Source organism: Prevotella sp. lc2012 (genome assembly GCF_900107065.1).
GTDB lineage: Bacteria > Bacteroidota > Bacteroidia > Bacteroidales > Bacteroidaceae > Prevotella.
Window position 1 is genome coordinate 191767 of record NZ_FNUF01000005.1, and the last position, 13174, is coordinate 204940.

The 13174-nt window shown below is 47.6% G+C and carries 5 protein-coding genes; all 5 read left to right on the forward strand.

Annotated features, from left to right (window positions below; all coding sequences use genetic code 11):
* Positions 1–914: 914 nt before the first annotated feature.
* The 5 genes from BLU99_RS10750 (at position 915) to BLU99_RS10770 (ending at position 13164) form a co-directional block, all read left to right on the forward strand.
* Positions 915–4172: a SusC/RagA family TonB-linked outer membrane protein gene (locus BLU99_RS10750; RefSeq protein ID WP_091901971.1), complete on the forward strand. Its 3258-nt coding sequence runs from the start codon at positions 915–917 to the stop codon at positions 4170–4172.
* Positions 4173–4196: 24 nt separating this feature from the next.
* Positions 4197–6056 (forward strand): RagB/SusD family nutrient uptake outer membrane protein, encoded by a 1860-nt coding sequence (locus BLU99_RS10755; protein ID WP_091901974.1) that lies wholly within the window; start codon positions 4197–4199, stop codon positions 6054–6056.
* 36 nt (positions 6057–6092) lie between these two features.
* Positions 6093–7586, forward strand: coding sequence for a hypothetical protein (locus BLU99_RS10760; RefSeq protein WP_143065794.1), 1494 nt, complete (start codon positions 6093–6095; stop codon positions 7584–7586).
* 144 nt (positions 7587–7730) lie between these two features.
* Positions 7731–10577: a glycosyl hydrolase 115 family protein gene (locus BLU99_RS10765; protein ID WP_144006141.1), complete on the forward strand. Its 2847-nt coding sequence runs from the start codon at positions 7731–7733 to the stop codon at positions 10575–10577.
* A 61-nt stretch (positions 10578–10638) separates the two neighbouring features.
* Entirely contained in the window at positions 10639–13164 is a 2526-nt protein-coding gene (locus tag BLU99_RS10770) for a beta-mannosidase (RefSeq protein ID WP_255397552.1), read from the forward strand.
* Positions 13165–13174 lie beyond the last annotated feature (10 nt).

The window sequence follows — 13174 nt, forward strand, 5'->3', positions numbered from 1 at the left end:
AGGCTCCATGACGGTAAGGAATGGCACCTACGAGTGAAGGAGATAATCTCCATACCCTATAAGGGATTATCTCTTTCTCTCGTGAACCCTATCTCCACGACTCATAGGGTCTATCTCTTTAAAGGAAAGATGCCGCCTCTTTTGTGCGTTGCCTTAACTTGCTTGTTATCAGGAAAGTACGAGGAGTGTTCAAAACTTGCGTGTATGGTACTCACTCTCACGTTCTTGATCTCCACGCGAGTTATGAGGGGCAGTTTGTCAAGATATATCGTATTTGTCCCTTCGACAAGCTCAGGGACCGTGGGAAGATTGGCTCAGGGATCGTGGGGCTGTAGGCTCTTGGTCGAAAGTTGACATGTTATGCCAAATACTGATACTTTTTTGTTGTATTACTGGTATTGATAGTGTGCACACTTATAGAGATGAACTCCAATCCTATTCCAATAATTCAATGGCATGGCATGGTTGTTCGGCTTCACCTTATTAATAAATAGGGGGATTGGGTGCGCTATGATAGCCGTGAAAAGAGTGTTGTAATTACATTTGTTTACAAAAGAAGGGGCTCTTTTGATTGTCTTGTTGACACTTTATGCCCGCAAAACCCTCATATTGCGTGACCTTTCCTTCAAATGAAGCATATTGATAGGATAGTATTATGAATTGACAAGAAAAGAAAGGCCTTATTTAAAAAATGTGCTTATCTTTGCACCCGAATGTGTCTAATTACATAACTATAAACTTTGGCTTTAAGCCATGAATACAAACCAAAACGTATGAACCTAAACAACTCTTCCTAGCTCAAGAACTTGATAGTTCTGTTTAGAACTAACTAGTTTTTGGGGACTATTATGCTTCCCGACTAACATTTTCTTGCATTTTATTAAACCATTTTATCTATAGTTAAATACTTAAGTATGAATCGAAATTTTGGAAAGACAGCGCTGCTGATGGGTGCCATGACTCTTTTGGGTCTCGGTTACTCGTCAAACGCCAATGCCGCTGATGCCGTGCAAGAGGTACAGCAGGCAACGAAGAAGATTACAGGTACTGTAGTCGACGCGATGGGGCCGGTTATCGGAGCCAGTGTGATGGAGAAAGGAACCTCGAACGGTACGATTACCGATCTCGATGGTAACTTTACACTTAACGTGAAGCCGGGTGCGACGATTGTCGTATCGTTCATCGGCTTTGAGACACAGCAGATTGCCGTTGGCAATCGTGACAACTTCCAGATTACGCTGAAAGACGACAATGCCGTTCTCGAGGAGGTGGTGGTCGTAGGTTACGGTGTCCAGAAGAAAAAGCTGGTCACAGGTGCTACCGTTCAGGTGAAGGGTGAGGAAATCGCCAAGCTGAACACGACCAATGCTCTGACAGCCATGCAGTCAAGCACGCCTGGTGTGCAGATCACGCAGAGTTCATCGCAGCCTGGTAAGGGCTTTAAGGTGAATATCCGTGGTGTCGGAACCATGGGTGCCTCTTCGCCATTGCTGATCATCGACGGTATCAATGCCGGAACAGCAGATGATGGACTGAATGGTCTTAATCCGAACGATATCGAGTCAATCGACGTACTGAAGGATGCTGCCTCGGCTGCCATCTATGGTGCACGTGCTGCCAATGGTGTAATCCTCGTGACAACCAAGCAGGGTAAGGCTGGTAAGGTGCAGGTTCAGTACGACACCTATGTGGGTTGGTCAAATGCCTACAAAGTGCCAGGCACCGTTAATGCACAGCAGTATATGCAGATCATCAATGAGACCAACTTCAATACATACGGAACTGCTACCAACTGGAGCAGCATCGTTCCACAGGCCATCCTCGACAAGGTGGACAATGGCTGGAAGGGTACCGACTGGTTCAAGGAGTATGAGAACAAGAACGCCCTGCAGTTCAGTCACGCTATGACCATGACCGGAGGCTCTGACCGCTCAAAGTTCTCGATATCTCTGAACTACAGCTCTAACGAGGGTATCATGGGTGCAGACAATGCCTCTAACTACAAGCGTTACGGTGGTCGTATCAACTCTGAGCACGTCCTGCTCAAGGCTAATGATCGTGATGTGATCACCATCGGTGAGAATCTGTCTTACTGGTATCACAGAAGCCATGACCTCGCAGAGTCGAATGGTTACTGGAATATCATGCAGGCTGCTTATATCGCCTCTCCTCTGGTAGAGCCTTACGATGCAGGCGGCAACCTCGCTTCTTATAAGAACAATGGTGCTGGCTATAGCACGATGATCTATAACAACCCGTTGAACCACTTCCTCAATGGCGGTTTCAACTCTATCAATAAGAACCGTGACTTCGGTGTAGGTGCTACCTTCTACTGGATCATCGAGCCGATAAAGAACCTCCGCTACCGTGGACAGTTCAATACGGGCTACAGTGCCAGCAACTACCGCAGCATCTCTAAGCCATTTAGTTCTAGCTCAACGAGCTCCAGTGCTAACTTTGACCTGAACATGGGTGAGTATGAGAGCAGTAGCTTCACTTTGGAGAACACGCTCTCTTATATTCTTCCGAAACTGGGTAAGCATACGATTGATGTCCTCGTCGGTCAGTCTCTTGAGCGTTCGAATTGGAGCTCTGGTATGAATATGAGCTTCACCGTTGATGAGTCGAACTTGAATTCTCTGGTTCGCAACGGATGGGATTACAATATTCCTTCTAACTATGAGACACAGTATATGACGGGTCATGGTGGTTATGACAACCCGATGCAGGGTAGTATTGCCTCCTTCTTCAGCCGTTTGAACTGGAACTACGACGAGAAGTATATGGCAACAGCCATCTTCCGTGCCGATGGTTCCAATAACTTCGCCCGCGGTCATCGCTGGGGCTATTTCCCCTCATTCTCCGCTGGTTGGGTGATCAGCAACGAGAAGTTCATGGAGAACACGAAGAGCTGGATGGACTTCTTGAAGTTCCGTGCTTCTTGGGGTCAGAATGGTAACTGCCAGATTCCTAACTTCTATTATCTCTCTAACATCGCTTTCTCTCCGACAGAATATGCCGACTATGGCTATAAGTTCTCAAGCGATAAGATTAAGACCGTTGATAGCAATATCTATACAACTGGTGCATACGCTAAGAACGCTCCTAACCCTGACGTGACTTGGGAGACTTCAGAGCAGATTAATGTTGGTTTTGATGCTTTGTTCATCAATGGCAAACTCGGCTTAAACTTCGACTGGTATGTTAAGAAGACCAAGGACTGGTTGCTCAGTGCTCCGATGAATGAGGTGCTAGGTTATGAGGAGCCTGCTATGATCAATGGTGGTGACGTGAAGAATACCGGTTTTGAGTTGGCTCTTTCTTGGCGCGATCAGGTCAATAAGGACTTCAGCTATCATGCCAATGTGAATGTGGCTACGAATAAGAACGAGGTAACCCGTATCGCCAACGCCAATGGATTTATCAATGGTCAGGTTGATGCTATCTTCGAGAACTCTTCTTTTGCTTCTCGTGTAGAGCTCGGTCACCCCATCGGTTACTTCTATGGTATGTCTTATAGCGGTATCTGGCAGAACCAGGCTCAGATTGATGCCGCCAGAGCTGCAGGCAAGGCCGTGCTTCCTAATGCTGCCCCTGGCGATCCTATCTGGGATGACTTCAGTGAAGACGGTACCATCGACTATGACGCTGACCGTCATGAGATCGGTAATCCTCATCCCGATGTAACCCTCGGTGTCAGCCTTGGCTGCGAGTACAAGGGCTTCGATTTCGCTGTCACCGGTTCGGGTGCCTTCGGTATGCAGGTGATGCAGTGCTATCGTACCGCTCTGCTGGCTAACCAGTATAACAGCTATACTGTCGATGCCTTCGACCGTTGGCACGGTGAGGGTACCAGCAACAAGTATCCTCGTCTGACCGTTGGTCAGATTGCTGATCAGTGGGTTTCTAACCGTTATATGCAGGATGCCGACTACTTCAAGATCCAGAACGTCACACTGGGCTACAACTTCAATAAGATCTGGAAGAACTCTCCGTTCAGCCAGCTCCGTCTCTATGTACAGGCTCAGAACCTCTACACCTTCACTGGTTATACTGGTGTCGATCCTGAGGTCGGTTCTTCTGGTGGTAAGGATTCTTGGGCACGTGGTATTGACGTAGGTCTGTATCCTTCGGCCCGTACTTTCATCGTAGGTGCAAGTATCAAGTTCTAATAATTTAATAAGGAAGATAAGAATATGAAAAAGATATATTTAATGGCAATCGCGATGCTCTTCGCTGTAGGTCTGACCTCTTGCGAGGACTTCCTCGATTCCGAGAATTACACGCAAGCCAATAGCTCTAACTATCCAGCCTCTGCTGGAGACCTGAATAAGGAGCTGGCCGCTCTGTATGGCGTGATGAACCAGTTTAGCACAACTCCGCTGGAGACACCATGGTTCGTTGGTTATATTATGTCTGACGATGCTAACGGTGCCGGTGGTACTGGCGACGTTGAGGCTCATGCTGTTGGTCACCTGATGGCTAACAAGGAAGACTTGTTCGACAATGCTTGGCATAATACCTATGTGGGTATTGCCCGTGCCAATGCGATCATCTATGCTGTCGACGCTTTCGACTGGACCGGTCAGGAGAAAACCCGCAACCAGTTGCTGGGTGAGGCTTACTTCATGCGTGGTCTGTTCTATCTCTGGGGCGTACAGTTCTGGGGTGATATCCCTGCTTACTGGGCTTCAGCTGCTCCCGATCCATGTCCTCAGGAGAGCGCAGAGAATGTGATTATGCCACATATCCTGGCCGACTTTACCAGTGCTGCCAATCTGATGACTCATGGTATGACAACCCGTGGTGACGGTCATGCTACCAAGGGTGCTGCCGAGGGTTACCTGGCTCGTGCCTATATGTTCTATGAGGGCTTCTATAAGAAGGCTGGCGAATTGGCAAATGCCAATCTGGCTGATGTTACTTTCGACTTTGAGCAGGAGGGTGCCGGCGCTTCTCTGAGCAAGGCTCAGGTTGTGGCTTTCCTTGAGGATGCCATCAACAACGGCGGCTATAAACTCATAGAAGACTATCGTCTGCTTTGGCAGTACACCAACGAATACACCATCAAGGACTATGCTTTCGTAAAGGATCTGGATAAAGCCGGTAAGGTATGGGCTGGTAATGGTAACGAGGAGGAAATGTTCCAGATACAGTATATGAACGCTGGTTCTTGGAATGGTACTATCGGTATGGGATTCGTAAACCAGGTGTCTCTGTATACTGGCTTGCGTTGTGATGACGACGGTGCCGGTACAGCTAATGGTGACGCTAATACTCTTCCTTTCGGACAAGGCTGGGGTCAGGGTACCATCAATGCTAACCTCTGGGATGAGTGGAGTGACAGCGACCCACGTAAAAAGGCTACTATCCTTGATGCTCAGGCAGAGTGTGAGAAATTCGTATTTACCACTTCCTGCTCTGAGGACGCAGGTTACTACAACAAGAAGTGGATGCCTATCACATGCTCAAAGTCAACTTGGGATGATCATAACACCGCTTATACATGGTGGGGCGTTTATCGTAGCGAAAACACAAGTGCAGCCAACAACAACAAGAACTCTTTCCAGGGTGACCACTTTGCCGACATCATCTTGCTTCGTCTGGCTGATGTGATGCTGATGCATTCTGAGTTGACGGGCGATGCCACTCAGATGAACAAGGTTCGTGCACGTGCAGGTCTGCCTGCTACAACCTACTCTTGGAAGAACATCAAGGATGAGCGTCGCTTCGAGCTCGCTGGTGAGGGCCTGCGCTTCAATGACCTGCGCCGCTGGTCTGGTAAGGACGGTGGAGCTAGCTGTGAGGCTGCTGTGGCTCTGCAGAAGCAGGATGGATCTCGTGTGAACTACACGGGCCACTGGACTGTGATGCATCATGGCCAGGGTGTAGGCGGTAGCAGCTGGGCTCAGCGTTATGCCGATACCGACGGCTTCGTTATGATTCCTCCTCAACAGATCAGTATTGTCGGTAATCCTGAAATCCTGAAACAGAATCCAGGCTGGGGGGCAAGTGCTACTGGTGCTAATATGTCGGGTTGCCCGGTATATGACTAATAAAGAGTTTCGAATTAATCATTAAGAATAAGCAATATGAAAAAATCAATATTATTGTTCGCAGTAGCGCTGGGTATGCTCACGGCCTGTGATCCTATCAAGGAGGACGGAACCTTTGGCGTGGACAACTATACATCCAGCAACCTGCTTGATGGTGCTGAGTTTTCGCAGTATGCCGATCAGGCTTGCACGACTCCTCAGGCTGATGGTAACTATATTAAGTATAATATTCCCAATGCATCAGGTATTTATATCTATTATATAAAGGCTGATGGTTCAGAATTTAAGCTTACAAGCGGTGCAAGCGGTGGTGTATTTAACTTTGTTCCTGCTCGTGGTTCTGATCCTAACCAAACAGTTTACTTTAAGTATATCGATGCCAACAACCAAGAAGTGGTGGCTTCTAAGGAGTTTAATGTTGCTGTAGCTGCTGAGCTGAAGCCAGAGGTTCGTCTTATCGCTTCTAATGCTTATGGCAAGAAGACCTGGACATGGAACACTCATAGTGGCATTAGTGCTGGTGGAGTTGATAACCTTGTCTGGGGTAACTTCGGCGCAGATGGTAGTTGGCGTGGTGAAACCCTTAATGATTTTGTTTGGTGGGGAGTCAACGATGCTGCTGATTTGAAAGATCAGATGGGTCACTCTGTAACTGGTACTGCTATCGGTGAGGAGGATAATGGCGCAACGATGGTCTTTACAGAAGACGGTCTCGTGAAGTGCTATGACGCAAATGGCGCAGAAATTCGTTCTGGTAGCTATGAGATAAAGGGATGGACTGGTGAAAACCATGATGGATTCAAATATGGTATACTCCATACCTCAGAGGGTGCAACACTCTTCCCTTATGAGATCAATGCTGGTGGACGTTATGTGACGGACTTCTGGATTTATTCTCTGACATCGGATAATCTTGTTCTGGTTTATCCAGATAATGGTGCATTCAGTGGCTGGTCTGAAGGAACGTATTGGGCATTTAAGAGCGAATCTGACGTCTCTGGTATGATGAACAACTACGGTAGTAAGACCTGGACATGGGATACTGAGAGTGGTATTAGCGCTGGTGGAACTGATAACCTTGTCTGGGGAAACTTCGGCGCAGATGGTACTTGGCGTAATGAAGACTTTGCTTCCTGCGGCTTCACATGGTGGGGCGTTAATGATGCATCACAACTGAAAGATCAGATGGGTCACTCTGTTACAGGTGTTGCAACTGGAGAGGAAGACAATGCTGCCACAATGGTACTAAATGAGGATGGCTCTGTAAAGTGCTATGACGCCAATGGAACGGAGATTCGTTCTGGAAGTTATGAGATTGACCTCTCAACAGCGGATGGCTGGAAGAAGGGTACATTCAAGACTACAGAAGGTGCAACTCTCTTCCCTTATGAGATTAATGCTGGTGGACGTTATGTAACAGACTTCCAGATTTACAGCATCTCTGATTCTCATATGGTACTTACTTATCCTGACAATGGCGCATTCAGTGGCTGGTCAGAAGGAACATATTGGGCTTTCAAGAAAAAGTAAATTCGTTTTGAGGTTTTAATATTTCAGTCGTCCCGCAGCACTTGATTTGCTGCGGGGCGATGTCTATTTCGCTTGCGTAAAGACTCTTTGCAACTAGATACGAACAATAGAACAAAGCAGCGTATTGACCAAAACTAATAAGGCGTGAAAAAAGTATTTTGGATTCTGATAACACAGTTGATGATACAGCTCCCCCATGCGGTAGGCAGACCTGTCGTTCAAGCGAACGTCCCCATAGTGGCTGAGGATGTGCACGTGGGGTGGTTTTCCTTGGCAACTGAGAAGAAGGCGGTAGCCATATATACAGATGCCAATGATTATAATGTCGTGCAGATTGCAGCAGAGATGCTGGCCGATGATGTGGAAAGAGTAACGGGACTTCGACCTTTACACCAGACTGTGGGATCACTGCCAAAGGATGCTTGCATCGTGTCGGGTACATTAGGAAAGAGCCAACTAGTAGACAGACTGGTGAAAAGCCTGGGAATAGATGTCAGTGGTATTCGAGGTAAGTGGGAGTCGTATATCATCACCACTGTTCAGCAGCCAGAGGGCAATGCCCCTTTGCTCCTTGTTATCGGCAGCGACCGACGAGGGACTGCTTTCGGACTGACATCTCTTTCTGAGGCTATTGGCGTGTCACCATGGTATTGGTGGGCTGATGTGAAGCCGCTTCGTAAAAAAGTACTTTATGTTGAACCGGGCTTTTTTTGTCAGGGTGAACCGGCAGTACAGTATCGCGGTATCTTTATTAACGACGAGCGCTTTGGTGGATGGGCGCGCTGGGCTGAACATCATTTCGAAAAGGCTGAGGGGAAAGTTGGTCCAAAGACATATCAAAAGGTTTTTGAGTTGTTGCTGCGTCTGAAAGCCAACTACCTTTGGCCTGCCATGCATCCAGGGACCCAAGCCTTCAATGATGATCCAGAAAACGCACGTCTGGCAGACGACTATGCGATCGTGATGGGATCGTCGCACTGTGAACAGATGCTGCGCAATAACGAGGGAGAGTGGAAGGCTGTAAACGAGCGGGCAAAGGCAAAAGGTGAGGCCGGACTTGGTAGTTTTAACTATATAACCAACCGCCAGATGATGCAGGATTATTGGGAGGAGCGTATTAAGGTCAACGGGAAATATGAGAATACCTATACCCTTGGTTTGCGCGGTATCCATGATTATCCGATGGAGGGAGCCCATACAACTGCAGAACGTGTGGCTCTGATGCAGCAGGCCATTGACGATCAGCGCAACATTCTGCGCCGTAACATCCATAAGGCAATAGAAGAGATTCCTCAGGTTCTTTGTACTTACGAGGAGGTGCTTGATGCCTATCATCATGGATTGAAGGTGCCCGATGATGTGACGCTGCTCTGGAGTGACGATAAGCATGGCTACTGTCGTAATCTTTGCAACCCAGAGGAGCTACAACGAAAAGGTGGAGCAGGCATGTATTACCATTTGTCGTATCATGGTGATCCTGCCAGTTGGATATGGCTCAGTCCGCTCTCGCCCGCCTTTCTCAGTACAGAGCTCACCAAGGCTTACACCTATGGTGCCAGGAAAATCTGGGTGTTTAACGTCGGAGATATCAAACCTGCGGAAAAAGAGATATCCTTTGTGATGGACTTGGCGTGGAATCTTAATCGATGGAAACCTACCGAGGCACACAACTATACAAGATATTGGGCAGCAAAGACTTTCAGCCGAGACCTGGCACCAGAGATCGCCGATATGCTAGCAGGCTACTATCGGTTACAGGCTGCAGGCAAAGATTCCCATGTATGGTTCGTAAATTACAGCGATGAGCAGATTGGGCAGCGTATAGCTCAATGGCGTGCGCTGGCTGCTCATGCAGATGAGTTGTCATCTCGTATCCCGGAACCGTTAAAGGCGGCCTATTTCGAACTGGTGCACTATCCCATTCGTGGTGCTGCCATGATAAATGAATATCAGTTGCTGGCTCGTCGTAGTATGGTGAGGGCAACGACAGGTGATGGTGATGAGGCCATAGCAGATGGCCGACGTGTGGAAGAGATGTTTGACCGGCTGAATGCATGGACAGATCATTATAATAACGGAATCCTTGACGGCAAGTGGGCAGATTTCTTCAATTGGCAGCCCTACCATTGGTTCCGTTCGGAAAAGATAGATCCGCCTTACTGCACGCCAGAGGTGTTGGAACAGGTTCAGAACAGCCCTAAGCCGCGCTTCCTCCCTGTTTGCGAAGCTGTCTCTGTTGAAGGCGTCAGCATTGATAGTGAAATGGAAGGTGATATACCCCTTTGGATAGAGGCATTAACACCTGTTGAGAACTTCTCGAAAGCGGCTCAGGACAACGTATTCTGTCATGTCGTCTCTGACTCGGGTAATTACGATGCCTCGGCGACACCTATTAATAATATATGGCATGCTTCTTATGTCGGTCCGATGTGGAGTCGTGTCGGAATGTTGCACCTGAAGAAAGGTTCTAACCGCCTCGCTATTAACAGTCTGAAACCTGGTACCCGTATCTATAAGATATACATGGGGCTCTATCCTCCGTTTGAAAGAGAGCCTCGCCTCAGGATTCCTGCATCTCTCTATCAGAGCGCACAGGGTGGTGTCGAGCGCGTAGAAGGTTTAGGTTATACTGATGGAGTTTTAGCGCAACCTTTTGATACGTCATCTTATCAGCAGATAGAGAAGGCTCCTTTTGTTGAATATGAACTGGATCTATATGATGGTGATACCACAATCGAAGTGCGGACGTTGCCTACACTTCATCTCTATGAGGGGCGTGATGCCCGCTATGCGGTCCAACTCGGTGATACCGTACCGCAGGTGTTCTCTATCCAGACTGAGGATTTTACTGCAGAGTGGCGCTCAAACGTACTGCGTGGCTATGCCTCACGCTCGCTGTCCGTTGCTGCCACAGGTCGTCAACGGCTGCGTATTTACCTGCTCGATCCAGGCATTGTGCTACAAGAGGTCTTAATTCACTCTAAAGAATAGGGAAATGATGAGGGGATTGTGTTTAGTTATCATTCTAATGATCTCAGGATCTTGTAATCAAATGTTGGCAGAACAGCGCCAATATCTGCATGATAATTGGACGTTCGGGTTAACGCACCAGTCTAGCCGATACCCTGCTGTGGTGCCGGGGGTTGTGCATACAGACCTAATGCGCCAAGGGCTTATAAAGGATCCTTATATAGGGCTAAATGAACGGGACGTTCAATGGGTTGACAAGGAAGACTGGTTATATGAGACTACATTCCGTGTGACTGATGGTGTCTTAGCCGAGGAACATGTTGATCTTTGTTTCGATGGGCTTGACACCTATGCTGATGTTTATCTGAATGATCATAAGATATTAGAGGCGGATAATATGTTTCGCAGATGGCGAATCGATGTCAAGTCGCTGTTAAGAGTCGATAATAACGTGTTACGTGTATATTTCCATTCTCCAATAAAGGTAGATATGCCTAAGTGGGAAAAGCACTCAGGGCTTTATGATGCTGCCAATGATCAGTCGGAGAATGGCGGACTACAGGATAGAAAACTCAGCGTATTTGCTCGTAAGGCAGGCTATCACTATGGTTGGGATTGGGGACCACGACTCGTCACCTCTGGCATTTGGCGTGATGTGTATATGGAGGCTTGGAGCAAGGCCCGTATTACGGATGTCTATCTTCATCAGTGTGAGGTCAGCAAACAAAAAGCAATCGTCAGGGATGAAGTGCAGATAGAGACTGATATTGATATACCTAATGCCGTGATTACTGTGATGGATAATAAAGGTAGGAGTGTAGTCCAAAAAAAGTGTTCATTACGGAAAGGGCAGAACACTGTCTCTGTGGATTTTGTCATTAAGAATCCTCGGCTATGGTGGTGTCGTGGTTTGGGAAAGCCTGAGCGTTACACTTTTATGACGAATGTTGTCGCAGATGGAAAACTTATGGCGCGGAATGAGCAACGTATTGGATTGCGTTCTGTTAGATTAGTGATGGATCCGGATGAAAAAGGTAACAGTCAGTTCTATTTCGTACTTAATGGCGTGAGAGTATTTGCAAAGGGGACCAATTATATACCACAAGATAACTTCCTGACCACTGTTACACCTGAGCGTTATTGGCAGACTTTGCGAGATGCTGTGTTGGCAAACATGAATATGATTCGTGTCTGGGGTGGAGGTATATATGAGAACGATATCTTCTATGATCTCTGTGATGAGATGGGGTTGATGGTATGGCAGGACTTTATGTTTGCCTGCAGCACCTATCCGGCTGAGGGTGACTGGTTGGAAAGTGTGCGTCAGGAAGCTGATGACAATATCCGTCGTTTGCGTAACCATCCTTGTATTGTTCTATGGTGTGGCGGTAATGAATGCCTGGATGCTTGGTATAACTGGGGGTGGAAAGGGCGTATGGAGAAAACCGATCCTGAAGGTGCCAGGCTGGTGGAACAACAGCAGGAACATCTTTACTATGATGTGCTGCAAGAAATAACTAGTCAGTTGGTTCCCGATGATATCTATACTCCAGGATCGCCTTACTCCGTACGTGGGCATGGTAGCGATGGCGTGAACGGTGACCGTCATTTCTATGGCGTCGGGCATCGGCGCATGCCTGTCAGCATGTATAATCAAGAGACTTCCCATTTTTTCTCTGAGTATGGCATGCAGTCATTTCCAGAATATGCTTCGGTACTCCGCTATGCACCTGACACAACTACTCATGATATCGGTAGCCAGTTGATGATGTGGCATCAACGGGGTGGCGTGGAGGCCAATAAGGTCATTGAGTGGTATGTCAACAATGAATATGGTTATCCTCGTGATTTCCGGCAATTCCTCTATGCTTCACAGCTGCTCCAGGGTGATGCCATGCGTACAGCCATAGAATCTCATCGCCGTGATATGCCTCATTGTATGGGGTCATTGCTCTGGCAGCATAACGACTGTTGGCCTGTAGCCTCTTGGTCTACCCGTGATTATTATGGTCATTGGAAGGCGGCTCACTATATGGTGCGCCATGCCTTTGAGCCACTACTCTGTTCTGCAGTTACGAAAGGGGACAGCTTGCATGTCTATGCAGTCAACGATCTGCAGCTCAGGCAACAGGTGAGATTGAGACTAACTGTCTATACTCTCAGTGGGCAGACGGTTCATACACAGACACAGACAAAGGTGATTTTACCCAATACATCGACTTTGTTACTTAAGCAGTCTTTATCAGAATTGCTGAAAGAACATAAGCGTGAGGATGTCGTCGTAAACATGAGCCTTACAGCCTCGTCTGGAGTCGCATATGAGGCCAATAGTTTCCTTTGTTTACAGAAAGACCTGCGACTACTGCCTGCGAAACTAGCTTTTCAGGTGGATGCAGTCGATGGTGGATGTATCATCACCATCAAGTCTGATAAGTTTGTGCGTGCTTTGGCTATTTCTTTGGATGCAGAGAAGTACTGGTTGGACAAGAACTATTTCGACTTGCTTCCGGGAGTCCCAGTCCAATGCTTTCTGCGTTCATCGTTGTCTCCGGCAGATGTCCGGCAGAGAATGACGTTCATTTCTTTGAATAGTATGAAAGAGCAATAGCGAAGGCCTG

What these genes read in the sequence shown, in the direction of transcription:
- BLU99_RS10770 (WP_255397552.1), top strand. Translation starts at nt 10,639, where the DNA reads ATGTTGGCAGAACAGCGCCAATATCTGCATGATAATTGGACGTTCGGG.
- BLU99_RS10760 (WP_143065794.1), top strand. Translation starts at nt 6,093, where the DNA reads ATGAAAAAATCAATATTATTGTTCGCAGTAGCGCTGGGTATGCTCACG.
- BLU99_RS10750 (WP_091901971.1), top strand. Translation starts at nt 915, where the DNA reads ATGAATCGAAATTTTGGAAAGACAGCGCTGCTGATGGGTGCCATGACT.
- BLU99_RS10755 (WP_091901974.1), top strand. Translation starts at nt 4,197, where the DNA reads ATGAAAAAGATATATTTAATGGCAATCGCGATGCTCTTCGCTGTAGGT.